Raw genomic sequence first — 25732 nt, 5'->3', positions numbered from 1 at the left:
GATGAAAGAACAAGTAACAATCAACACCCCAAACCTGCCCTCAACCCCTAGTTTTCCAACTGAAGCTATCCATGTTCGCGGCTTGCGCAAGCACTATGGTCGCTTAGCGGCTGTCCGCTTAATTGACTTCACAGTGCATAAAGGAGAGTTGTTTGGGCTGATTGGTCCCGACGGTGCCGGTAAGACCACCACCTTTCACATTTTGGGTGGTGTGATGGAGGCAACAGCTGGAGAAGTGCAAATATTTGGTCAGCTTCCACGCGATGCTCGCTCGATGACGGGGTATCTGACGCAGCAGTTTTCTTTATACTTGGATTTGAGCATTGATGAAAATTTGCGCTATGCGGCGGGATTGCGGCAAGTGTCAGAGGATTTACTGATGAAACGCCGCAATAAATACCTGCGCTTGATGAACCTGGAGCAGTTTGGCGATCGCTTAGCTGGGCAACTCTCAGGCGGTATGAAACAGAAGCTGGCACTTTGCTGTGCCCTCGTTTCTCAACCCCAAATCCTGTTACTAGATGAACCCACCATAGGTGTTGACCCAATTTCACGACGGGAGTTTTGGGATGTGCTAGCCGCACTGTCAGCAGAGGGCATGACAATTGTCGTCGCTACGCCCTACTTGGACGAAGCTGAACGCTGCCATCGTGTGGCATTGATGTATGATGGTCAAATTCAAGAGATAGGTACCCCTGCTTCCTTACGTGCCAGCTTAGGTTTACATCGCCTGGAAGTCCGCACAGCAAACCTGGAAATGACTGAACAAGTCCTATCAAGGAGCGCTCAAGCAAACATCGTCGATGTGCAAACATTTGGCGATCGCCTTGATGTCCTGGTCAAAAATGTTGCAGCAGGAGAAACCCAAGTACGCGAACTGCTGCAACAGCATCAGTTACCATCCCCCAGTATCGAGCGTACCGAACCCACCCTTGAAAACGTCTTTGTCAGCCGTCTGCGGCAGCAGGGGTCAGCACCGCAATTTTTCCAATTTCCGCGCTACAGAGGAGGGAGAGGGGGAAAAAGAGAGAGGGGGGAAGGGGGGGAAATGTTACAGCAACTCCCTCAGTCTCCCACTCCTCCACTCCCCCGCTCTTCCTCATCCATTGCCATCTATGCCCACAACCTTAGCCGCTCCTTTGGTAAATTCCAAGCCGTCAAAAGCGTCAATGTCGAAGTGCGTTACGGGGAAATTTTTGGACTTTTAGGCGCTAATGGGGCGGGAAAAACCACTACAATCAAAATGCTGTGTGGATTACTTCGAGCTAGTGGTGGTGAAATTTCCCTGGGCGGGGAAACAAGAAACCTACGTAACGCTGACTTACGGCGACGTATCGGCTACATGAGCCAGAAATTTACTCTTTACGATGACTTGACAATTCTAGAAAACCTAGAGTTTTACAGCGGTGTTTACGGTGTACCCCGCAAGCTACGCCGCGAAAAGATTGATTGGGTGATTGCCACCTGTGGGCTGTTAGGACAAGAACATATGCTCACTGGACAGCTACCTGGTGGTTGGAAGCAACGGGTTGCTTTTGGTGCTTCGGTAATGCACGAACCAGATATTTTGTTTCTTGATGAGCCAACATCAGGGGTAGACCCGCTTGCCCGTCGCCAGTTCTGGAAGTTGATTAATGACTTCGCCCGTAATGGTACGGCTATTTTAGTCACAACCCATTACCTCGAAGAAGCCGAACAGTGTAACTGCATGAGCTTTATGGTAGCGGGGGAAACCGTCGCCGAAGGCTCACCCAGTTTCATCAAAGCCTCGCAACCAGGACAACTCATAGAAATGATCGTTAACCAGAACCAAGCTGCCTCCAACCTGCTCAAACAATACCTCGAACCTTGGCGCGTCTCCATCTTTGCCAATAGCTTACACGTTGTCCTCGATAACTCCAATGAACAACTTCCCCAAATACTTAAGCTGCTAGAATCAACCAACCTCATCGTTCACTCCCTCCGCCCCATTCCTTTCTCCCTAGAAGATGCCTTCATCGGTATCGTACAACGCACATAAGATTAAGACAATTTTGGATTTTGGATTTTAGTTGTTAGTTGTCAAATTCTCTTCCCATCTCCCCACTTCCCCATGAAACGGATTCTTGCCCAGTGTGCCAAAGAATTAGTACAGTTTCGCCGCGATGGTCTGACATTGGCGTTAGCGTTTCTGTTGCCATTCATGACGCTGTTGATTTTTGGGTTTGCTATCCGGTTGGAAAGTAAAAATATTCCATTAATTGTGCAGGATTTTGACCGCACAAATCTCAGTGGCAGCTATATCGAGCGGTTGTATGCGACTAATCAGTTTGTGCCCAAGCAATGGTCAGGAGTAGATCCGGTGCGGGATGCCATCGACAAGGGCATTGCCAAGGCAGCGGTGATTATTCCTCCTCAATTCAGCCGGGATGTGCAAGCTCGTAGAAGTACTGTAGTACAAGTGCTAATCGATGCCACTGATGTTAACAATGCCCGTGTTATTAAGAACAGCATCCGAAGAGTGACAAATTTCTTTATGCAGGTGCAAGGGCTTCTGCCAACTACTAACAGCATTACACCTCGGATTCGCTTGTGGTTTAACCCCGGTCGGTTAGAAGCGCTTTACATTGTACCTGGAGTATATGGTGTGGTATTGTGGATTTTTCCGTCCTTGCTGACAGCGATCGCAATGGTGCGGGAAAAGGAGAAAGGCACCATCTTGCAAGTCTACGCTTCCAGTATCAGTGCGACCGAGCTGTTACTCGGCAAAGGACTGGCTTACCTACTGATTGCTATCAGCGAGGCATTAGTGGTCATGGGACTGGGGTCATTGATTTTTCAAGTTGGCTTGGTAGGCGACCCCACTACCTTATTGCTTGGTACGCTGCTGTTTCTCACAGATAGTGTTCTGTTTGGTTTGCTGATAGGGGTACGAAGCAGTAACCAGAACGCAGCTGTACAAGGGATTTCTCTTGTCGGTTTTATTACTTCCGTATTGCTGTCTGGTTTTATTTATCCGCTCAACAATATTCCCTTTCCCCTTTCACTTGTACCTAACGTGGTTCCCACCCGATATTACATTGACATTACCCGTGATGCATTGGTGCGGGGTACGGGGTGGACAGGGGTTTGGTTGGATTTGGTAATGCTAATGGTGTTGGGATTAGTGTTTTTCAATGCATCGCGTAGGGTTTTAAGCCAAATGCAATTGCCTTCCTAAGTGGTTAGTTTTTTGTTACTAGCAATTACCACTCACTACTAATCGCTAACCATTAACCATTAACTACTAATCTCTCACCAGTATGAAAATTTTTCTCCGATTATTTGATAGTTCATTTTGGGCATTAGTTACTAAGGAATTCAATCAAATTCTGCGAAATAAGCAGTTGATTGTTTTGCTGATTGTGCCGCCAACATTACAATTATTGCTCTACGGCTTTGCACTCAATCCTGATATACATAATTTGAAATTAGGTATTATTGACTATGCCAACGTGGCGACAAGTAGGGAACTACTGACAGCAATGACCTCCAATCGAATTTTTACCCTAGAGTCCGTATCTACTAGCGAGAAAGAGTTGAGCCGGTTGGTAGAAGAAGGCAAGCTGGATGTGGGGGTGATAATTCCGCCAGAGTTTCCGCGTCAGGTGGCACAAGAATCGGCAGAAATTCAGGTATTCATTGATGGGGTGAATGCGAATACGGCAGGTATTGCTAGCGGCTACATGACCCAGATTATCCAACAATATAATCGCCGCTTGGCAGAGAATCAGGCAAGTCTTCCAGTGTCACCCCAAATGGTGTTTCTTTATAATCCAGGACTGATAAGTAGCTGGTTTTTTGTGCCGGGAGTGATGGGTCTAGTACTAACGCTGATTGGGACGCTGGTTTCAGCGGTGACTGTTGTGCGGGAGAAGGATACAGGAACTCTTGAGCAATTACTGATGACTCCGGCGGCAAACTGGGAAATTTTGCTGGCTAAAATTGTGCCCTTGGTGTTCCTACTGATGGGAGATGTCATGCTGGCGCTGGCTTTAGGACGGTTGGTCTTTAATTTGCCATTTCGTGGCAGTTTCGTGCTGTTTTTCGGACTATCGAGTATATATCTGTTTGTAGGAATCAGTTTAGGCATTATGTTGGCGACAATTTGCCGCTCTCAACAGCAAGTCGTACTCACGTCTTTTTTCATCAATCTGCCGATGGTACAGACTTCTGGAGCGATCGCCCCCGTCGAAGCCATGCCCCCCTTTTTTCAAGTTCTGTCTCTACTTAATCCCCTACGTCATTACATCGCTATTGTCCGGGGAATTCTACTCAAAGGGGTTGGTTTGGATGTACTGTGGATACATACTCTGGCATTAGTTGGCTTTACCGTTGTGTTATTGACTATCAGCATTAACAGGTTTCGCAGTCAATTGAGCTAGAGCCTCAAGCCAACAAATAACACTTTACAGTCTCCTCGGTTCATCAATAATATACCCTCCGATTGCCTCCGGCACTGCGCTCCGCGCAATCGCCTCCTCTTTCAGGATATAACGAGTTTGAAAACACGCCCTAGGGCGTGTTTTCAAACTACAACCACACTTGAAAAACTTAAAGCTACTTAGCCAGATGCACAAGTGGAACTTTGGTGCGTAGACGCGTTCGCGAACGCGAACGCGTGCGCTTTGCGACTCAGCGGCTTCCCGAAGGGTAGATGAGCAACGCCACCGGACTCAAGCCAGTTAAACGACTACGTTTATGTTCCTGAAGGCGAAACACCAATCGCCAATGTTAACTGGAGATATAAGTGGTTATGGTTGTATGCATTTGTACATCCCAAGACCGGAGAAACTTATTGGTGGATTCTTCCTTATGTAAATACAGAACTTTTTAACCAGGTTTTATGCGATCGCTGACTACCACAATCTTGCGGTAGCCAGCGAATAGCGAATACAGTGACTGACTTACGCCATTGCCCCAGCCATCTGACGGCAGGAATCAGCACAACGGCGGCAAGATGCAGCACAGCGTTTACAGTGGTCGCTATCGTGCTTCTCACACTCAGCCGCACAGCGATCGCAAGCTTCGGCACAGACACTGCACATCTGAGCATGGAGAGCTGAATTGCGAGACATGAAACGGGCGCACAGATCACAAGTGTCAGCGCAATCCCGGCACAGCTTGATACATTGAGCCATCATCTGCACCATATTGCTACTTAAGCAGGCATCGGCACAGTTTTCGCAATCACGTAGACAATCAAGACAATTCTGAATGCAAGTTTCCAGCAGGGATTGATGAGATTGGGCTGTCGTCATAATTCCTCTCAATCATGTGAAGTTATCAATTCTATAGAAGGCAGCATTTATGCTCCTTAGCCCTCACGTTAAAAAATTGCTAATGTGTTTGCGTCTTCCTAATGGAATGTTTAATATTTCTAGCTAATGAAATAAGATGATTTCATCTTAATTTCATTTCTATATGTATAAAGTTTTTTGAGTTGAGATTGTAAAGATTTCATGCTGATTTCATCTTTCTATGAAAAGCTGAAGATATAGGAAACCCTAGCGTTGTTAAAAGCTGGGTCAGTAATTATGAGCTTTGATTACGATCTCTTTGTAATTGGTGCTGGTCCTGGAGGCATTGCTGCTGCAAGACTTGCTGCTGCTTATGGTGTTCGTGTGGCAATTGCAGAACGTGACCAGGTAGGCGGTACTTGTGTGATTCATGGCTGTATTCCTGAGAAGCTAATGGTCTATGCTGCTAGTTTCTCCCACTTTTTTGAAGATGCAGACGAATATGGCTGGGGCAAAGTTCAACGCCGTATTAATTGGCAGCAATTTATGACAGCCAAAGACAGAGCTATTGAACATTTGAGCCAATTGCATATTAAGCATCTTAAAGAAGCAGGAGTTGAATTAATTTACGGGCAAACTAAATTTTTAGACGCTCACACTCTAGATGTTGCGGGACGTAAAATCACTGCTGACAAAATATTGATTGCGGTAGGTGGGGAAGCAGTCAAACCAAACATACCAGGTTTTGAATATGCCATCACCTCCCGTCAGATGTTTGAACTAAAGCAGCAACCAGAACATATTGCAATAATTGGTAGCGACCAGATAGCTGTGAAGTTTGCTGGGAGCATGAATGGTCTGATTTCAAAAGTCACTTTAATAGTGGCGGAAAACCGTGTTTTATTAAATCGCGATGAAGATATTAGAACTGCTGTTCAAGAGATTATGGAGAAGAATGGAATTCAAGTTTTATGCAATACTACTGTCGAAAAAATTGAACAAATCCAAGATGGTTTCCGTTTGAATCTATCAGGAGGTAAACAAGATACTGTAACTGTAAACACAGTTCTTTGTGCCACAGGTCGAACTCCTAATTTAAGTGGTCTTGATTTGGAGAAGGTGGGTGTTGAAGTCAAACAAGGAGCGATTGCAGTAGACGAATACAGCCGCACTACCCAGACAAATATTTTTGCAGTCGGAGATTGCACAAGCCGACCCCATTGGACTCCTATGGCAATAGCAACAGGACGTGCCTTTGCTGACACCGTATTTGGTAATCAACCGCGAACTGTGAATTTTGAGTGCATTCCCTCAGCACTTTCTTCTCAACCTGAAGCCGCTACTGTTGGCTTGACTGAAGCTGAGGCAAGGGAAAAATTTGGGGAATCTGTACGCTGCTATCGCTCAAGGTTCCAACCCCTGTTCAACAGTATTGCTGAACCGGAAGAGAAAACTCTGATTAAATTAGTGGTCGATGGTAACACAAACGAAGTGCTAGGTGCTCACATGGTAGGTGAATACGCTACAGAGATTATTCAATGTCTCGGACTTGCTGTTCGTAAGGGTGTTACCAAGAAGGACTTTGATGCAACAATTGGCATTCATCCTTCAGCAGCAGAAGAGTTTTTCACTCTGCGCTGAATTGTTGCTATTGACAGATGACATCCAGCTAGAACTTTGTATAAATAGTAAATTTTGGAAGAACCTGCTTGCTGCAAATTTAAAGGTCAATATGCGCTCTAAATTAATTTTATGGATAGTTTTGTTTGCACTAACTTTGGGATTAGTGTTCTTAACACCTCGGTTGGGAGTCAGTCAAAACATACCTACTTTTAGGAACAGTCCCAACTTGATTGTCCAAAATACCTCTCCAGTTCAACCTGCAATGAACCAAAATATGCCTGGTATGAATATGTCAGGCACGAATGAAGCAAACTTCAAAAGCTCTACTTTAATTGATACCGTTCTCATTGTTTGGTTTAGCCTGACAGCACTCTCAGCAATCTACGTAGCTTGGGATGCGTTCACCAGTAATCCTGAACTGACAGTCATGAAGTGGGGGTGGCTGTTGGTAACTCTCTACACAGGACCGATTGGTGCAGCACTCTACATTCTGTCCTGCAAGGAGCCAGGACCGATGCAGCATGAGGAGTTCATTAAGCCGGTGTGGAAACAAACCTTGGGATCGACGATTCACTGTTTGGCAGGTGATGCAACAGGAATCATCGTTGCTGCAGCAATCACAATGACGCTTGGACTGCCAATGTGGCTTGACGTAATTTCTGAGTACATTTTTGGCTTTGCCTTCGGGCTGTTTGTTTTTCAATCGCTATTTATGAAAGATATGCTGGGTGGATCATATCTAAAAGCCGTCCGGCGTTCCTTCATACCGGAATGGCTCTCAATGAATGCGGTGATGGCAGGTATGATTCCAGTGATGGTAATCCTGATGAGTCGTGATATGACAGCAATGGAGGCAACCTCAATCCGCTTTTGGGGCGTGATGTCTTTGGCAACCTTAGTAGGATTTATAATTGCTTTTCCCGTCAATATGTGGCTAGTGGCAGTGGGTTTAAAACATGGTATGGGTACTGTACGGGCATTGGGTAAAGGTGGTCATATAGCGCTTCTCGGTTGAGTGCAATACAGATCTGTAGAGACGTAGCATGCTACATCTCTACATCATTCGTGGAGGTGTATATGATTCAAGTGAGAACCGCTATAACCCACTTTTGTCACTCTCCGGAAACAAAAATAGAAAGCAATGTTTAAAACTTTGACTGAGACTGGGTTTGTGACTTTATTTCCTAATATGATAAACATTCTCATAGCTTGACACTAAAACTCTTATGCAGCAAGGTTTTCAGATTTTAATTTGTGGAAAGTGACAGAAGAGGGATAATTTAGCTGCCGAAGTAGAACGAATTACAGCAACTTCTGGTGAAGTGCCTGCACCCAATGCTTCCACACACTAGTTCACTCATGTGGCAGCTGAGTCTGATATGTCCAGCATGGAAGGAATGTAAAAATGAAAACTCATAGAAATATGAACATGAATTCGTCTGCTGCCGATTCGCACGCGAATATGGCAATGAAACCCAAAGCTACGCGATCGCAACTTTTGGCAGTGACGCTGTTAACACTATTAGCCCTAGCATTCGGTGTTCTTATCGCCGCACTCTATGGCAACTTTACCATGAGTGCTAGGAATATGCAGCATGGGTCAATGCCAGGAATGAATATGAGCAACCAGTCAACGCCTGGGATGAATATGGGTGGCACGAAATCTCCGGCTCCAGTGTCATCGCTACCACCTGCACCTATAAGCAGTGTCACTCAGACGAATGGTTTAGTTATGCCGCCAGGGATGATTATGACCTCTGATATGAGCATGGAAACAATGGAAGATATGGCAGCAGTAGACTTGACAAAAATTACCTATACTGCTTCTGTTGATGCACGTGGGGATCAGGTTCTCCAGCCTAAGCTAGAGAATGGTGTGAAGGTTTTTAACCTCGATGTTTCTTTAATTAAGTGGAATATTTTACCAAATGTCCAGGTAGCTGCTTATGCCTTCAACCGTCAAGTTCCAGGACCGCGTATTCGGGTTACTGAAGGCGATCGCGTCCGGATTGTAGTCAAGAACAACTTATCAGAATCAACCACAGTACATTGGCATGGCATGATTGTACCTAACAACATGGACGGTCCAGCCGATGTTACCCAAAAGCCAATTCCACCTGGTGCAAGCTATATTTACGAATTTACTGTCAAGCAAGCAGGCACTTACTTTTACCACTCTCACAAAGATGTAGACCGCCAGCAAACTTTAGGGATGTACGGTGCATTAATCATCGATCCCAAGAATAAACCTGAAACTCCTGCCTATGATCAAGACTTTGTGGTTCAGCTTCAGGAGTGGACAGTAAAGCAAGGCTACACCTTCCCAGCAATGCCGATGGAAGGGCTAATGCCTAACTTTTTTACGATTAACGGTAAAGCTTATCCCTCTACTGAAACAATTAACGCCAAAATTGGTCAAAAAATCCGCTTCCGCTTTATTGGCTCAAATAATGCCTTCATTCACCCAATGCATATTCATGGTGGGCCATTCAAAATTATTGAAACAGATGGCAATCTGCTACCAGCCGCTGCCCAAATTGAAAAGGATACTATCAATGTAGCTCCCGGTGAACGCTATGACGTAATTTGGACAGCTCGTGAGAAGGGTAAGTGGTTGCTACATTGCCACATTGCCCATCACGCAACAAACGATAACGTTGAGGTAGAAGGCGCAGGTGGTTTAACAATGATTATCAACGTTACCTGATTTGAGAAAACTGACGGCAAGTAACTAAACCAAACACTACTGTATTATGGGTATGGTTCACGAGCGCATTTGTCTAATTTTGGTGATTTTAGCGTTGTAGGGTAAACACGCTAGTACCGCAAGGCGGAAGTTATGCATTCAAAAGTCAAAAGTATTATGGAATGAGGTTTTTAGGGATTTTAAATGGTTCACCAGCGCTACAGGAGGGGAGCCACTGCGTTGGGCGGGCAATGCCCGACTTGAAGCATGTGGCGTTTTCCCGACCTAGGCGACTGGTGTTAGCGCAGCGAGACCGGAGGTCTTCCCCGATAGCCGTAAGGCGTGGCGTCAGCCATAGGGTTGCCCTATTTACGTCGCGTTGTAGTAGTTATTGAAGTAACCAATGCAGTTATTGTCACGGCAGATAAAACAGTTGAACGACTAATTTTTACTTTTCATTGTACAAAGTTTGACTAAATACTATCTATAGATCAAACTCTTTCTTCAGTTGGCTGACCCAGGCTTTAATTCGTTCCTTCGTCAAGTCAGATTGATTATCTTCATCAAGAGCAAGACCTACAAATTTACCATTCTGGACAGCCTTAGACTCAGTAAATTCATAACCATCCGTAGACCAATATCCAACTGTTTCGCCACCTCGTTCCGAAATTTTTTCCTCCAAAATACCCATTGCATCTTGGAAGGTGTCAGGATAACCAACTTGGTCTCCTGCTCCAAAATAAGCAACTTTTTTGCCTGTAAAATCAATGTTATCTAGCTCATCATAGAAATCTTCCCAATCACTTTGCAATTCGCCAATATTCCAAGTAGGGCAACCTATGATGATATAACTATATTCATTAATATCACTTGGAGCAGTCTTGGAAATATCATTTAAGGTAACAACACTTTCTCCTCCAAACTCTTTCTGAATTATTTCAGCTTCCGTTTGAGTATTGCCTGTTTGAGTGCCAAAAAACAAACCTATCTTAGCCATTTGTGCTCCTGTTTTATTAAAATCGTCATCGAAGGTAATGCCTATTCACTTTGGATAAGAGGATAATGTATTCCCCTTTTGCTGCCATTTCTTGAGATAGAGTAAAATCTGACTTGACTTAAATAGTGTCTAACAGTTTGTACAGTTTTGTGAACTTAATTTGAAGTGGTTTTGTGCTTGCATTGCAACATCTAAACCAAACCTAAAGTATCAAATGCCATGACTCCAGATAGAGAAGTTGACTCATGATTTGAGGTAAGTTTAATGTTATCGACAGCTAGGGCTGAGTCAAAGATGGGGTCATCCACATTTACTACTCCTAAGCCCAAAGTGTAAGTACCAGTAACAGGTATTTCAATGGACAAAGTTTGAAACCCAGTTTCATTTAAAAACGGTGTTAGAGAAGTCTTAAATGATGAGGAGGGATCAGCTACATCGTATGGTAAAGAGTTGAGTGTTAGGAAGGCGAAGTCATTGTTAGAACCAACGAGAGTTGAGTCTAGCTCGTTTGTCATAAAATTCCAATCAAGCGTTAAAACATCTCCTGCTTTGGCTGTAAATGTTGTCTTCATGGCAGAGCCTTCCTCAATGTTTCCTTTCTCCAAAACATTCAAGCTGCCAGCCGGTAAGCCTAAAAATGTTTCTATATCTAAACCTGAAACTGTATCAAACTGAGTTGATAATGCAGCATAATATGTTCCTTCAGCTGGTTCAGTTCCAAAGTCTGCTGTTTCAATCTCAGCCTTTCCTATTGTTGACCATCCAGTGAAATTACTAGTCTCGAAACTCCCATTGGCAATTGCAGCATCAGCAACATGGTTAGAGACAGGTTCGTTCATGTTATCAGATATCCCATACCGCTCACTCAGCCACTGCTGCATCTGGTTAATTTCTCTAGTTTGGGTGTCAACAATATTGTGACAAAGACCTGTCAAGTCATCGTGTCCGGCACGATAAGTGCAAGGAACAGCATCACTTAACATTGACTTATGATGGTCGGTCATCTCCTGCATGAAATCGATTTCAAACTCAGCGCCGCTCATCATTGCCATTTGGTCTAGCATTCGCATATCGCCCGGTTTCTTCTGAGGCGTGTAACTATAGCCATACCAGTCTTTCAACCAGGATTGCATTATTTCTATTTCCTGGGTTTGGGTGGTAATGATGTTTTGGCTGAGGTCTCGCAAATCTGAGTTTATTGCTTTCTCCACACTTAGCTGCGCCATATCTACAGCCATTTGGTGGTGACCTATTGTCTCCTGCAAAAAACGCACATCAAAGCGTGAAGCTGGTTCTGTTGGAGTAAGTGCAAAGGTAAGTCCATCAAAAGTGAAAACCGAGGATGGAAAGGTAGGGTTTAGGGTCAAACTCTGTCTTATGGTGTTGCTGTCCGACATCTCTTTTCCTCTTGATTGCTGTTTTGAATTAGCACTTGTACCACATTAAAGGAGTAACTGGTGCATAAAGTAACTGATATTATCGCTGTAGAAATCTGGCGACAAGACTTCTTCGCTATTAAATTAAGAGGTTCCAAGTGTGTTAGCATCTCTCCAATGGCAGGAGAATAATTTATTTCTAGTGAGGTACAAGGATTTCATCCTAATTTCATTTCTATATGTTTAACTTTTTTAACGTCTGTTTCATGAAGATTTAACCCCCAATTTCATTAGCAAATGAAAAAGTATATAATTAATCATGTTTTTCTGTTTGACTCTTATATTTTTTAATGAGCAAGCATTGACAATTAAAGTATTTCCAATCTTTCAATAATTGAAAATCAAAAATACTGAATTAATAGATTAGTAATGAAAATATGAAACAGCAGATTGTATCGTTCTGGAAGAACATATGAAAAAACACATTTCTCTTAAAAAATATTTTTTAGCTTATTTTCAGCAATTGGCTAATGCAAATGGTGAAAATAATTCTCTAAAGTTAGCTAAACTCCTATCATTCAAAAACTCTAAAAAGTTTAAGTGGCAACCGATAATTCTTGGAATATTATCTTTCGCTTTGCTAATTCTTCTTTGGCAGGGACTTGGAGGACGCAGAACCTCTACCATTGACCAAATTCCCCCTCTAGTGATAAAAGGAGGTAACCCTTATATTCGGGCTTTGATGCGAACTATTTCTGCCAGTGAAGCTCAGGATTCTAACCCTTATACTCTGCTTTATGGTGGTAAACATTTTTCTGATTTGAGCCGCCATCCAAACCAATGCGTAACAATTGTTTCTGGTCCTCACATAGGAGAGTGCAGTACAGCAGCAGGTCGGTATCAAATCCTTGCTGCTACCTGGCAGGAAAAAGTTAAGAAGTACCATCATAAATTCTCTAACTCGTTAAGTGTAACTCCTGACAGTTTCAAGCCACAAATTCAAGATGAGGTTGTATATGCTTGGCTCAATGACCACGATGCTTGGAGAACTGATATTGTAGTTCTTCTTGAACAGGGAAAACTAAATCAGGTTTTGCAGCTTTTGTCTGGTACGTGGACAAGCTTAGGATATGGCACAGAAAATAATCAAATTACACCTTTGCTATCACAGGTTTATCAAAAAGTTCTAACGGAGGAATTGGCTGCGGCAAATTCCTTCTCTGACCAGAAGCGTTAAGCTAATGTACTTTTAGTTTGCATAATTAGAACGAGCAAGATGCCTACGCCATGAAGAGGAGTCAGAAGTCAGAATTCAGGAGTCAGAATACCCCATGCCTGAAGTCAGGGGTTTCAACAAACGAAAATTCTTTCTTTTCTCCACGGATAAATCCGGGGGCTTTAAACCTCGATTCATCCACCAGTCGCACAGGAGTCATTCTGACTCCTGGCTCCTGACTCCTGAATTCTTCTTCGGTAAGAGCTTTACTTTTAGCTAATATGCAAGTTAAATGTCCAACAGCTTATCGCTCTTTCATCACTCTCGCCAGAGTATATTCTGAAACCCTTACAGTGAAAGGCTTTATGTAGGAATAAATATTTCAAGCTTTGTGTGAAAAATTAAAGTTCAAATCCCTAACAGTGTCTATGTTTCAGATTTTGGCTTTGATTTTTCTCTCAGCAAAGTGATGGAAGAGCGTTATTACTGACTTACCAACCTGCAAACTGAGAACCGTATTCCTGCCGCCGTCAGTCATTATCAGGGAATTAGACAAGATGTCGCTGCCATAATCCTTGACTAGCAACCGTTTGCTCTATTTTCTCTCTCCTTTACCATTTACTCCAACCAAAGTTGATTTTTACCTTGTTCCCCGATGACTGAATCGGTGTTCTAGTTTCCCTCGTGCTGGACTTTATAAGATATGGGCACAGTTCCAGCACTACGGGCTTGTGATTACTCTCCCCTTTGTTGTGCGGGTTGCTGATCGTGAAACCCTTTAAACTAGAAGTTCTTTCTTTTGACAGATTTTCAAAATTTGCTTGCGCTCTCTCTTGACTCTCCAGTCTGCTGGAGACTGCAAACTAAAAATAGTTCATCGCAAAAGGATTAGAATCATGAACTTACAACTCAACGTTCCCAACATGGCGTGTTCAGCTTGTGCAGAAACTATTACAAAAGCTGTCAAAGCAGTCGATCCAACCGCAACAGTGCAAGCTGATCCCAAAACGAAGTTGGTCAGCATTGAGACTCAAGCTTCACAAACGCTTGTAAAACAAGCAATTACCGACGCGGGTTACTCCGTTACTTAGTTGCCGAATTCCCAAGACCGAATACTAGTGCGTGTCAAGGAGTCACTCAATGGAAAACACAAATCTGAAACTGCGGGGCATGAGTTGTGCCTCTTGCGCTAAAATCGTTGAAGATGCGATTAACTCCGTCAGGGGTGTGAATGAGTGTAGTGTAAACTTTGGGGCAGAGCAAGCTACTGTCACTTATGACCCCAGAAAAACTAACCCAGAAGCAATTTGTGATGCGGTAGATGCGGTGGGATACTCTGCTCAACCGATGCAAGATGATGATTTATTTACTGTAGACGATGATGATACAGAACAGCAGGCACGCCAAGCTGAAAATCGAGCGTTAGTCAGAAAAGTTTGGGTTGGCGGCATTATCAGCGCTATTCTGGTCATTGGTTCGCTACCGATGATGACGGGATTCTCCATTCCCTTTATTCCCATGTGGATGCATAATCCTTGGTTACAGCTTGTGCTGGCGACTCCAGTCTTGTTCTGGTGTGGTTCATCCTTTTTTATCAATGCCTGGAAAGCCCTGAAACGTCACGCGGCAACAATGGATACCTTGGTGGCGATTGGTACTCTTGCCGCTTATCTTTATTCCCTCTTCCCCACCTTCTTGCCTGGGTTTTTCACTCACCAAGGATTACCAGCTGATGTGTACTACGAAGCAGCTGTAGTCATCATCACTTTGATTTTGCTGGGACGACTGCTTGAAAATCGTGCCAAAGGACAAACTTCTGAAGCAATTCGTAAGTTGATGGGTTTGCAAGCAAAGACTGCTCGTGTGATTCGTGACGGCAAAGAAGTTGACATTCCCATTGCCCAAGTGATGAAAGGTGATGTGATTCTGGTACGTCCGGGTGAAAAGATTCCAGTGGATGGCGAGATTATTGATGGTTCCTCAACTATTGATGAGGCAATGGTGACAGGTGAAAGTCTTCCTGTGAAGAAGCAGCCAGGTGATGAAGTTATCGGAGCCACGATTAACAAAACTGGTAGCTTCAAATTCCGAGCGACACGAGTGGGTAAAGATACATTCTTGGCGCAGATTGTCAAGCTAGTCCAACAAGCCCAAGGTTCAAAAGCACCGATTCAGCGATTAGCTGACCAAGTGACTGGATGGTTTGTGCCTGCTGTCATTGCCATTGCGATCGCCACTTTCATCATCTGGTACAACATCATGGGCAATGTCACAATGGCACTGATTACCACTGTAGGTGTGTTAATTATTGCTTGCCCATGCGCCCTTGGCTTGGCAACGCCGACTTCTATCATGGTGGGAACAGGTAAGGGTGCAGAAAATGGTATCCTCATCAAAGGGGCAGAAAGTCTGGAACTCGCGCACAAGCTTCAGACTGTCATTCTCGACAAAACAGGTACAATCACGCAAGGTAAGCCTACTGTCACCGATTTTGTAAGCGTCAAAGGTACAGCCAATGGCAACGAGCTAAATCTTCTGCGCCTTGCAGCATCTGTTGAACGCAATTCAGAACATCCTCTTGCGGAAGCTGTTGTGAATTATGCCAAATCTCAAGGTGTGGAATTGACGGATGCACAGGAGTTTGAAGCGATTGCGGGTAGCGGTGTGCAAGGGTATGTGTCAAATCAATGGATACAAATTGGCACCCACCGTTGGATGAACGAGTTAGGCATCGATACAACTGCATTGCAGGAACATTGGGATCGTTTGGAGTATCTCGGTAAAACGGTTATTTGGCTTGCAGTCAATAGCAAAGTCCAAGGGATTATGGGCATAGCCGATGCAGTGAAACCGTCTTCTGTGAACGCGATTCGCACATTGCAGAAAATGGGATTGGAAGTCGTAATGTTGACTGGAGACAATCACCGTACAGCCGAAGTGATTGCCCGTGAAGTGGGTATCAAGCGAGTCTTTGCTGAAGTTCGCCCGGAACAGAAAGCCGAGACTGTCGAGAAACTTCAGTCGGAAGGTAAGATTGTAGCAATGGTGGGGGATGGTATCAATGATGCACCGGCGCTGGCTCAAGCCGATGTCGGGATGGCAATTGGAACTGGAACAGATGTGGCGATCGCAGCGAGTGACATCACCCTGATCTCTGGGGATTTACAAGGTATTGTCACCGCCATTCAACTCTCTGGTGCCACGATTCGCAACATTCGTCAGAATCTCTTCTTTGCCTTTATTTATAACGTTGCTGGTATTCCAATTGCAGCAGGAATTCTTTTCCCCTTCTTCGGTTGGCTGCTTAGTCCCATCATTGCAGGTGCAGCAATGGCGTTTAGTTCTGTGTCAGTGGTAACGAATGCGCTGCGTTTGCGTAACTTCCAACCTAAAACAATTGGTTGAATAAATCACAAGGAGTATGAACGATGCTTAAAAAAGTAACATTTTTCGCAACCTTGGCAGGATTTGGATTTTTACTCGGAGCTATTTCTGGTGCATTAGCGTAGCTTGCAATCTAGTTACATTCGCGCTATGGAGACGTTTAAATCATGAACAAAATAGCAATAGCAATCATTGGCAATGTTGTGAGTTTGGGATTGGTGTTTGGAATTGCTTCTAACAAAGCAATTGCACAAATGTCTCACGAACAGATGCAACCATCTCAAACAAAGCAAACAACTCAGTTCCGTCGTATTGAACAACCCCTATGGGCAAAAGGTGTCGTGACTGCTGGCGGATTAGGATTGATCGGACTGGAGTTATGGTGGTTTCTGTTGAGTAAGCCAAAGTCGCAAAAAGCACAATCAAACCAGGGCATTCAGGAGGTAACAATTACTGTTGATGGTGGGTATGAACCAAGCCAAGTGGTAGTTAATGCTCTTCAAAGAGTGCGACTCAACTTCTACCGCAAAGACCCCAGCAGTTGTCTTGAAGAAATCCGATTTCCTGATTTCCACATAGCCCAAGAGCTACCCCTGAACCAAGTTACTCCCATTGAGTTTACTCCCAACCAACCAGGAACCTACACCTTTACCTGCGGCATGAATATGTTTCGCGGTGTCTTGGAGGTTAGGTAGCGCGTAAAATAGGGGGATTTCCCCCACTCGCTGTTACCTAACCCCTTCGGGGTGAAAGCAGGCGAAAATAGTTATTTTAGAGGATTTAGAATTATGGGGTTTTACTCACAGGTTATTTTACCGCGCTTTTTAGATTGGAGCTTATCAGACCCAAATTTAGCCAAATACCGTCAGGAACTACTCGCAGATGTCCAAGGAGAAGTTCTAGAAATTGGTTTTGGAACTGGATTAAATCTCGCCTTCTATCCTCCACATATTCACAAAATTACCACCGTAGATGCAAATCCTGGTATGAATGCTTTTGCAAAAAAGCGTATTAGTAACTCAAATATAACAGTTGAGCAATTAATGCTATCGAGTGAAAATTTACCAATATCAAATAATACTTTTGATAGCGTTGTCAGTACTTTTACATTATGCAGCATTGCCAATGTAGAGCAAGCACTTCAAGAAATTTACCGCATCCTCAAACGAGGTGGTAGGTTTTTCTTTTTGGAACATGGGTTAAGCGATAAACCTAACATACAGCTTTGGCAACATCGGCTAACACCTATTCAAAAAGTAATAGCGGATGGATGTCATCTCAATCGAAACATTCGGGAATTGGTAGAAGAGCAATTTGATGATATTGAACTTAAGCAATTTACACCTGAAAAAATGCCAGATATTACGGCTCATCTATATAAAGGAATCGCAACTAAGAGCGCAGCATGAATGATACCGATAAAAAATGCCAATTACTTGACAAGCAAAAGTGAATAATTTGACGTTTCGTCTGAACTCTCTAGTTAACTAGAGGGTTTATGACTAATAAAGCTAATATAAGAGGTTTAGCGAGGGAACTGTTAAATATGTTACTCAAAGAACAGGGAAAACAAATTGGTGTTGTTGCTAAAGAAAGTGGTGTGCCGATTAAAACTATTCGCTACTACGAAGAACTGGGCTTGCTCAAGGCTTCGGATCGAACTGAGGGTGGATTTCGATTATTTAACTCAAATGTTTTTGCCCGCCTAAGCTTTATCAAGCGTGCCCAGAGCCTTGGATTGAGCTTGTTAGAGATTAAAGAGTTTTTGGATGTGCATGACCAAGGGGACTTACCCTGCGACCACATCCAAGCAAAACTGAATGATAAAGTTACAGCAATCGAATACCAAATTGAACAGCTACAGGTCTTGAAGTTAGAGTTAGAAGGGCTACTTTCAGGCTGGAAAAGTGTTTCTGAAATACCTGAAAATACCATCTGTCCGATTATCTATCCGACTTAAAAAATCAATCCTGTAATGAGCAGGATAATCTGCAATTTTTGATTCTCTAGTTAACTAGGAAGCAAAAGTGTAATACTACACAGCACTTACGCAACTGTCACAGGCATGCGGCGATCGCCACCCTTGAGAAATCAAAGAAACACTTTATACCAAAAATCTTGTATTCATAACGGTTCTAGAACACCGATTCATTAATAAAACGCAAGACTGATAAACCCCGTTTTAACGTCTTTTACAACCAAACATTCCTTGTTGTAACCGAACGAAACCTGGTTATGAATTCACCGCAAACGAGTCGCACCATTCCGCACCCTGAAGTGTCACATAGTATAGGCGGTGGGCAACGGGCTAGGAAAACAGTACGTATGTATTAAAAAGAGAGAACAATTTAGAAGTGCGATGAGCGGAGCGTCAAGCCTCCGGCTTATCGCCAATAAAGATGAGGAAAATGCCATGAGTATTGTCTTAGGGTATGCGATGAGGTAAAAAATAAAAAAAGAGCATAGACGAATGGCAATACGGTTCAGTTAAGGAGAATTGTAGGTTGGGTTGAACGTAGTGAAACCCAACAAAGTCTCGGAAATGTTGGGTTTCGTTCCTCAAACGCCAGACTTGCCTAGGTCGGGAAAGCCGTCATTCGCGCTGGCTCCCCAACCTACGAAATTTAAGGTTTTTAGCTCTAACTGAACCGTATTGAGACGAATGGCACTAAGAAAAGCCGAAACACTTGTGGTTTAAGCAGTTTGCAATTGCTTGCGTAATTCCTGACGGGGTTTGGTCATCTCTATTGTTTCAATAACAAATTGGCTATTGTACCCCGTTGGAAAATAGCACTTGACACTCCAGCTAACTAGAGATTTAAAAATAGAAGAAACTATAGTAAGTAATGAATTTCAAATTTATGCAACGTATTTCTTGGAAAACTGGGTTTTTTGCGATGACTTTCATAACACTTGCTTCCTTAACAAGCGGCGTGCTGACAGCTTGTTCCACAACGACTTCCCAAAACGAAACCCAAACCCCAAGTACCACCGCAACTGAGGCTAGTGACAAGCAGCAGATGAACCACGGCAGTGGTATGCATCATGATAGTGGCATGAACCACAGCATGGCAATGGATTTAGGTCCAGCGGATGCCAACTACGATTTGCGGTTCATTGATGGGATGACTCCGCACCATCAAGGTGCTGTGGTGATGGCAAAAGAAGCCCTACAGAAATCAAAACGTCCTGAAATCAAAAAGCTAGCAGAAGAAATCATCAAAGCTCAAAACAAAGAAATTGCTGAGTTGAAACAGTGGCGACAAGCTTGGTATCCCAAAGCATCTAGCACGCCAATGGCTTGGAATACTCAAAAGAATCAGACGATCGCAATGTCTGATGAACAATCTAAAGCTATGCGAATGGACATGGACTTGGGAGCCGGTGATGCTGAATTTGATTTGCGCTTCATCAATGCAATGATTCCGCATCATGAAGGAGCGGTGACAATGGCGCAAGATGCATTGAGTAAGTCCAAGCGCCCTGAAATCAAGAAACTGGCTCAAAATATTATCACTTCTCAACAAAAAGAAATTGAACAAATGAAGCAATGGCGACAAGCTTGGTACAACCAGTAGTAAGAGTGGGGGAGCAGAGGAGCAGAGGAGCACCAGGTGTTGAAAAGAGAACCAATCAAAAGTCACAAAGATTTAAGAGTTTATCAAATGGCTTTTGATGCTGCGATGAAAATATTTGAGGTGTCTAAAGACTTTCCTGTAGAGGAACGATATTCTTTAACTGATCCTCCGGCTTGGTGCAATCGCTTATGGAGGGAATTAACGCCAGTTACCTACGGAAGGAAAACGCCACATGCTTCCAGCCGGGAAACCCTTTCGGTAGATACCTGTGGAGGGAAACCCTCCCGCAGTACTGCCTCACCAACGCAGTGGCTCCCCTCCTGCTCCCCTGCTCCCCTGTCTGTTCTTATCGCTATTTCATCCTAATTTCATTTCTCAATGCAAAACTAAGAAATATGTGCATCTACTATTTATAAAGCCTAAAAGCACAAAAGCGCCCTACTAGCTCCGTTCCCTCAGTATATAAAAACTTTAAAAGTGCTATGCGTCACCCTTATTCTAAGCCATCAACAGCCATTCGTTGTGTGTCAGGCACACTTGCAAGTCTGCTCTTACTTGCCAGTCCTGCAGTAGTTTTAGCACACGGCGGACACGGAGACGAATTTCAAGGAGGAAATGAAACCTCTCAAAATAGTGGCTCTGTTCAAGTTGATACAGAAACTGCAAAACGGTTGGGAATAAAGGTCGAGCCAGTCAAAAGCCAGCGACTAGCGGTTGGTATTAAAACCACCGGACAAATTGAAACCTTGCCCAGTCAAAAAGCGGAAGTCAATACCCCAATTGCTGGGGCGAAAGTAGTTGAGTTATTGGTGGAACCCGGTGCAGTCGTGAAAAAAGGTCAACCAGTTGCTGTTGTAACCAGTCCTGACTTAGTGACACTGCGCGTAGAATCCCAGGGGAAACTTGCTGAAGGTCAAGCTGAGTTGCAGCAGGCGTCAGCTAACTTACGGCTAGCTCAACAAAACTACGAAAAATATCAGCAAATAGCCGCCGCTGAAATAGCCTCTGCACAGCGTCAGGTAGCCTTTGCTCAAGAAAAGTATGATAAAGATAAGGTAGTAGCTGATGCAGGCGCTCTCCCCCGTCGCAATGCCCTCGAATCCCAAACCCAGCTGGCAGAAGCCAAAGCGGTACTGACCACAGCTTTGAGCCGCCGAGACGTAATTGATGCTGAAAATAAACTCGAACTTGCAAAATCAACAGTTCAGTTAGCAAAAAAACGTATTCAACTTAGTAATACTAATTATGAGACTCGGTTGCAACAACTGGGAAACAGCGCCAATGCTAAGGGACTGGTGACGGTGACGGCTCCCATTTCCGGTCGGGTTGCTGACAGAGAAGTTACTATTGGTCAATCATTCAATGATGTAGGTGGCAAGCTGATAACAATTGTCAATGACAGTCGGGTTTATGCCACAGCAAATATTTATGAAAAAGATTTGGGCAAGGTAAGGAGGGGTCAAAGGGTAAGTTTGAAGGTAGCTTCTGTGCCTAATCGTACCTTCACTGGACGAATAGCCGTAATTGGTTCTGTGGTGGAAGGCGAAACGCGGGTAGTCCCTGTGAAAGCCGAAATAGATAACCCTGGTGGAGTTCTCAAGCCAGGAATGTTTGCCGAACTTGAAGTTTTGACAAACCAAACATCGACAGCTATATTAGCTATTCCTAATTCAGCTGTGGTTGATGTCAATGGTAAGAAACAGGTTTACGTACAAAATGGTAATGCTTTTCAAGCAACTGAAGTCACTTTAGGTCAAACCTCTGGGGACATGGTTGAGGTCAAGACTGGTTTATTTGAGGGGGATATGATTGTCACTCAGCGTGCGCCTCAACTTTATGCTCAGTCTTTGCGGGGTGGTACTAAGCCAACAGAAGGTGAGGAGAAGGAAGCGCAACCCGCACAGAAGACGGAAGTTAAAACGCCTAACTTGCCAGTACCCTTGTGGTTGCTCTTATCTGGAGGAGGGACTGCTATTGCTGCAGTTGGTTTCTTAGCAGGTCGTCGCACCAAACGTCAAGAGGTTCCAGGAACACCAGAATTTATCTATGTGCCAGAAGAATCTGCTAATGGTTCTGCAAAAACCTCGGAATCTCCAACATGGGATGATAATCACCACGTGGCTCATCAGGAGCCAAAAGTCACAGTTGTAAATAAAAATACTCAACAATAAAAATGCTGAGTGCTATCATTAAATGGGCGATCTCCGCATTTCTCACAAGCGATGCGATTGCCCAAGGGGCAGTGCGCTCTCTTGTATCGCTATTATCAAAACCTTTTCCAGCTTAGATTTTGAGTGTCTTATAGCAAATGCGAATCATAACAGTGTTTTTCACTCTCCCAATAAGTGAGAGTGACACTACTATATAACCATGCTACCAAAGGAATTGTAACAATATCCAAGACTGCTAAAGCGATATGAGAATTTTGATAGTTGAAGATGACGATCGCATTGCCAAACCATTAGCTGAGTATTTAAGACGCCAACACCATATTGTGGATATCACAAATGATGGGCTTGAGGGCTGGGAATGGTCGAAATCAGGGTTATACGAAATCATTTTATTAGATTTAATGCTGCCTAAATTAGATGGAATTACTCTGTGTCAGCGTTTACGTGCTGCTTCATCTAACGCTCTCATCTTAATGCTCACAGCACGAGATACAACAGGCGATAAAATTATTGGACTCGATGCTGGAGCTGATGATTATTTAATCAAACCCTTTGATCTAAAAGAGTTAGCAGCACGCATCAGGGCTTTAGCTAGGAGAAGTCAAGAGATTCGCCCACCGATTTTAATCCACGGGGAAATGCAACTCAATCCTGCTACCCAACAAGTTACTTATGCGGGGAATACTCTATCATTAACTCCTAAAGAATACATGATATTAGAATATTTTTTGAGAAACCCAAATCAAGTTTTGACTCGTTCGGCAATCCTCGATAAACTGTGGGAATTTGATAAGTCTTCTGGAGAACAAACCATCAAAACTCATATCACCAATTTACGGAATAAGCTCAGAGCCGCTGGAAGTTCAGAAGACTTTATTGAAAGTATCTACGGCATTGGTTATCGTCTCTGTCAAAAATGAAAAACTTGGTTATTTTTTAGCATTTTTATCAACAAAGCTCTCAGCTAATAAATGATAATTTGATACTCACAAAAATGTGTTTCAAAAAATTCGTTATCGGTTATTGTTGTCTTATTTGGTAGTGTTCGCATCGCTGCTGGGAATATTTGCTCTAGCAGTCCGAGTTGCTTTCACTCGCAGTCTGACTCAACAAACAACAGATAAACTCATAGCCATAGGACAAGGTGCGGCTGCAAATGCAGAGTTTGAAAAAGATCACCTGACAGTAGAAAGTGACTTTCGTCCACAAGACTTAATAACTCGTCATCAGGCATTGCAGTGGTTTGATACTCAGGGAAATTTGATTGCCCAACAAGGACAAACTGTCTTAACTTTACCCTTGTTACCAAGCAAAATGGTACAAGTTCAAAGTGGTAAAGTCCCTATTCAAGCAGTGACTATACCAATTATTGGTAGCGATAATAGTCAACTAGTTGGGTATGTCAGAGTAAGTCAATCTCTAGAAGAATTTGAGGAAACCCTGGAAAAATTGGACTGGGGATTAGGCGGTGGAATTATTATGACTTTGATTCTTAGTGGAGTTGGGGGAATTTTACTCACTCGTCAAGCAATGCAGCCAATTGAGGAGAGTTTTCAAAAACTTAAACAGTTTACTGCTGATGCTTCCCACGAACTACGCAGTCCGTTAATGGCAATTAAAATTAATGCTGATTTTGCACTCTTATATCCAGAAGAAATAGGACCAAAAGATGTAGACAAGTTTCAGGCGATCGCCAGCGCTACTAATCAGATGACTCGCCTCACAGAAGACTTACTATTGTTAGCACGTACCGATAAAGTTCCAAATCGGGATTGGGAGACTGTCAATTTAACGTCAATTTTAGATAACTTAATACAACTGTATAAACCTCAAGCTCAAGCTAAGCAAATTAACTTGACATCTCAGTTGAGCGGGAATCTTCATTTGATGGGTGATTCAGTTCAACTGACGCGGCTATTTACGAATTTAATTGAAAACGCGCTCTACTACACACCATCATCCGGCGTAGTTGAAATCAAAACTAATCGTGTTGGTTCCCAGCTTTATGTGAACGTACAAGACACAGGTGTGGGAATTGCGCCAGAACATATCGACAAGGTTTTTGAGCGCTTTTGGCGGGCGGATCAGTCTCGTTCTTATTGGGGAGGTGGTTCTGGTTTGGGGTTAGCGATCGCACAAGCCATTGCTCAAAATCATGGTGGATTGATTACTGTCACAAGTCAATTAGGAGTTGGTAGTTGTTTTACAGTACGCTTACCAGCTTCTTGACTATCAAGACTTGATAAAAATTACTTTTTATGCTTCATCAAATGACGCAGCAAGTACCAGAAGACAGCTACATTCAATAAAAGTACTATGAACTTTAGTATTGTAATTCCTTTAATTAACTCAAATATTTCTGGAGGGATACTAATGCCAACAAGTCCCACAACTAACAGTGTTGCCCAGGATTTTTCATACCACAATCCAACTGCTTCAATTGCAGTTACAATAGCATAAACCCCAATAGCTATTCCGCTGAATTTCAGTCTTGTTGGACTGATATTGAGAATTTTATCTATGAGCCATTCAATAATTGTCATTTTGGTTTCTAAAACATAAGATTCCGAAAAGTCAGCTAAGTTTTGGTAATTTTTTAGTGCTAATAGTAAAGCGATAGAAGTAACAGCTAAGAGTGAAGCGACAAAGGTCTTGTAAATTACAATTGCTAATAAAGCAGGTGGACGCTTATTTTTCACGTAACCTCTTGAAATTGTTTAATATCTACTTGATTCTAATCCCAATTATACAAATAAGGGATTGTGAAGGTTATTTTCAACAATCCCCATGTAGTTGATGTTTTGTTAATACGCGCTACAGCAGTATTTTACTTAACTTCTGGTGTTTACAACTGAGATAGTGTAAATTTCAATTTCCCTACTTACCATCATCATTGATTTCACCATCGCCATCACTGGCTTCCTGAACTTGAATGCTACTTTTGGGGCGAGTGGCTTCATTCTTATCGTCTTCTTGATTGGCATTCTCAGTGTAGAGAACCTTACCATTACCAGCATCAACTTTAATCTCTTGCTGGGCAATTTCTACGGCATAAACTAAATTTCCATCTTCATTTTCGAGTTTGACGCGGCTAGCTTTACCTTCTACAGATGTTTCTGCTGCTTGCTGTGCTTGTTGTGCTGTAATTTTAGCTAGAGGTTGTAATTTAGTTGCTTCTTGCTGTTCTTGTGCATCGTCGTTGGTTTCACCATCGCCATCACTCGCTTGGGCAACTTGGGTAGTGCTGTGATGCTGATGCACAATTGCTACTGGAGATTGTGCTTGTTTTGCAGACACGACTCGTGCCAATCCAGCAAATCCTAAAGTACCAAGAAAAGCTGCTGCCAAGATGATTTTTGTTGAAGTTTTCACAGTTGTAGAATACCTTTCATTCTGGGTTTGTCTTTTCACGGTACGTAATAAAAGTTCAGAAATAGTCAAGA

General features: G+C 43.3%; 22 protein-coding genes and 1 pseudogene. 18 read left to right on the top strand and 5 right to left on the bottom strand.

Annotated elements, in window-relative coordinates:
• Position 1: 1 nt before the first annotated feature.
• The 4 genes and pseudogenes from DP114_RS33010 to DP114_RS36475 all read left to right on the top strand — a co-directional run.
• Positions 2 to 2020, top strand: coding sequence for an ATP-binding cassette domain-containing protein (locus DP114_RS33010; protein ID WP_169264174.1), 2019 nt, complete (start codon positions 2 to 4; stop codon positions 2018 to 2020).
• Positions 2021 to 2092: 72 nt separating this feature from the next.
• Positions 2093 to 3199, top strand: coding sequence for an ABC transporter permease (locus tag DP114_RS33005; protein ID WP_169264175.1), 1107 nt, complete (start codon positions 2093 to 2095; stop codon positions 3197 to 3199).
• Between the two features lie 82 nt (positions 3200 to 3281).
• A complete protein-coding gene (locus tag DP114_RS33000; RefSeq protein ID WP_169264176.1) occupies positions 3282 to 4403 on the top strand; it encodes an ABC transporter permease in 1122 nt (373 codons plus the stop codon).
• 287 nt (positions 4404 to 4690) lie between these two features.
• Positions 4691 to 4865, top strand: a pseudogene (locus DP114_RS36475) (IS630 family transposase); the annotation flags it as partial.
• 60 nt (positions 4866 to 4925) lie between these two features.
• Here the strand turns inward: DP114_RS36475 and DP114_RS32995 are convergent.
• Positions 4926 to 5279 carry a four-helix bundle copper-binding protein gene (locus tag DP114_RS32995; protein WP_169264177.1) on the bottom strand — a complete coding sequence of 118 codons (354 nt, stop codon included), beginning with the start codon at positions 5277 to 5279 and terminating at the stop codon, positions 4926 to 4928.
• 276 nt (positions 5280 to 5555) lie between these two features.
• Here DP114_RS32995 and gorA point away from each other — a divergent pair, with 276 nt between their 5' ends.
• The 3 genes from gorA (at position 5556) to DP114_RS32980 (ending at position 9588) form a co-directional block, all read left to right on the top strand.
• Complete coding sequence (gene gorA / locus DP114_RS32990; protein ID WP_169264178.1) at positions 5556 to 6899, top strand: glutathione-disulfide reductase; 1344 nt, start codon at positions 5556 to 5558, stop codon at positions 6897 to 6899.
• Positions 6844 to 7896, top strand: coding sequence for a DUF4396 domain-containing protein (locus DP114_RS32985; RefSeq protein WP_211178356.1), 1053 nt, complete (start codon positions 6844 to 6846; stop codon positions 7894 to 7896). The genes gorA and DP114_RS32985 overlap by 56 nt, the downstream gene beginning before the upstream one ends.
• 414 nt (positions 7897 to 8310) lie before the next feature.
• On the top strand, positions 8311 to 9588 hold the full coding sequence (locus tag DP114_RS32980; protein ID WP_211178357.1) for a multicopper oxidase family protein: 1278 nt from the start codon (positions 8311 to 8313) through the stop codon (positions 9586 to 9588).
• Between the two features lie 463 nt (positions 9589 to 10051).
• Here the strand turns inward: DP114_RS32980 and fldA are convergent, their stop codons facing one another.
• Both fldA and DP114_RS32970 read right to left on the bottom strand, forming a co-directional pair.
• A complete protein-coding gene (gene fldA, locus DP114_RS32975) occupies positions 10052 to 10564 on the bottom strand; it encodes a flavodoxin FldA (protein ID WP_169264180.1) in 513 nt (170 codons plus the stop codon).
• A 191-nt stretch (positions 10565 to 10755) separates the two neighbouring features.
• A complete protein-coding gene (locus DP114_RS32970; protein ID WP_169264181.1) occupies positions 10756 to 11961 on the bottom strand; it encodes a DUF305 domain-containing protein in 1206 nt (401 codons plus the stop codon).
• A 451-nt stretch (positions 11962 to 12412) separates the two neighbouring features.
• On the opposite strand from DP114_RS32970, the gene DP114_RS32965 reads away from it, so the two are divergent.
• The 11 genes from DP114_RS32965 (at position 12413) to DP114_RS32915 (ending at position 24518) form a co-directional block, all read left to right on the top strand.
• A complete protein-coding gene (locus tag DP114_RS32965) occupies positions 12413 to 13177 on the top strand; it encodes a glycoside hydrolase family 24 protein (protein WP_169264182.1) in 765 nt (254 codons plus the stop codon).
• 875 nt (positions 13178 to 14052) lie between these two features.
• Positions 14053 to 14247: a heavy-metal-associated domain-containing protein gene (locus DP114_RS32960; RefSeq protein WP_171978389.1), complete on the top strand. Its 195-nt coding sequence runs from the start codon at positions 14053 to 14055 to the stop codon at positions 14245 to 14247.
• A 49-nt stretch (positions 14248 to 14296) separates the two neighbouring features.
• Positions 14297 to 16561, top strand: coding sequence for a heavy metal translocating P-type ATPase (locus DP114_RS32955; RefSeq protein WP_171978388.1), 2265 nt, complete (start codon positions 14297 to 14299; stop codon positions 16559 to 16561).
• 146 nt (positions 16562 to 16707) lie between these two features.
• Positions 16708 to 17235 (top strand): cupredoxin domain-containing protein, encoded by a 528-nt coding sequence (locus tag DP114_RS32950; protein WP_171978387.1) that lies wholly within the window; start codon positions 16708 to 16710, stop codon positions 17233 to 17235.
• 93 nt (positions 17236 to 17328) lie between these two features.
• A complete protein-coding gene (locus DP114_RS32945; RefSeq protein WP_169268901.1) occupies positions 17329 to 17949 on the top strand; it encodes a class I SAM-dependent methyltransferase in 621 nt (206 codons plus the stop codon).
• A 137-nt stretch (positions 17950 to 18086) separates the two neighbouring features.
• Positions 18087 to 18500, top strand: coding sequence for a heavy metal-responsive transcriptional regulator (locus DP114_RS32940; protein WP_171978400.1), 414 nt, complete (start codon positions 18087 to 18089; stop codon positions 18498 to 18500).
• A 901-nt stretch (positions 18501 to 19401) separates the two neighbouring features.
• Entirely contained in the window at positions 19402 to 20118 is a 717-nt protein-coding gene (locus tag DP114_RS32935) for a DUF305 domain-containing protein (protein WP_169268900.1), read from the top strand.
• 39 nt (positions 20119 to 20157) lie between these two features.
• Entirely contained in the window at positions 20158 to 20484 is a 327-nt protein-coding gene (locus tag DP114_RS35550; RefSeq protein WP_246163639.1) for a four helix bundle protein, read from the top strand.
• Positions 20485 to 20600: 116 nt separating this feature from the next.
• Positions 20601 to 22289: an efflux RND transporter periplasmic adaptor subunit gene (locus DP114_RS32925; RefSeq protein ID WP_171978386.1), complete on the top strand. Its 1689-nt coding sequence runs from the start codon at positions 20601 to 20603 to the stop codon at positions 22287 to 22289.
• Positions 22290 to 22534: 245 nt separating this feature from the next.
• Positions 22535 to 23209, top strand: a complete 675-nt coding sequence (locus DP114_RS32920; RefSeq protein WP_171978385.1) for a response regulator transcription factor — start codon at positions 22535 to 22537, stop codon at positions 23207 to 23209.
• Positions 23210 to 23285: 76 nt separating this feature from the next.
• Complete coding sequence (locus tag DP114_RS32915) at positions 23286 to 24518, top strand: sensor histidine kinase (protein WP_171978384.1); 1233 nt, start codon at positions 23286 to 23288, stop codon at positions 24516 to 24518.
• A 20-nt stretch (positions 24519 to 24538) separates the two neighbouring features.
• On the opposite strand, the gene DP114_RS32910 is transcribed toward DP114_RS32915, so the two are convergent.
• Positions 24539 to 24988, bottom strand: coding sequence for a DUF2127 domain-containing protein (locus DP114_RS32910; RefSeq protein WP_171978383.1), 450 nt, complete (start codon positions 24986 to 24988; stop codon positions 24539 to 24541).
• 178 nt (positions 24989 to 25166) lie between these two features.
• Entirely contained in the window at positions 25167 to 25661 is a 495-nt protein-coding gene (locus tag DP114_RS32905; RefSeq protein WP_171978382.1) for a PepSY domain-containing protein, read from the bottom strand.
• Positions 25662 to 25732: the final 71 nt, after the last annotated feature.

This window comes from Brasilonema sennae CENA114 (genome assembly GCF_006968745.1).
In the GTDB taxonomy this organism is placed as follows: Bacteria; Cyanobacteriota; Cyanobacteriia; order Cyanobacteriales; family Nostocaceae; genus Brasilonema; species Brasilonema sennae.
The sequence above is the reverse complement of the archived record's forward strand: the minus strand, read 5'-3'. Positions and strand labels throughout refer to the sequence as shown.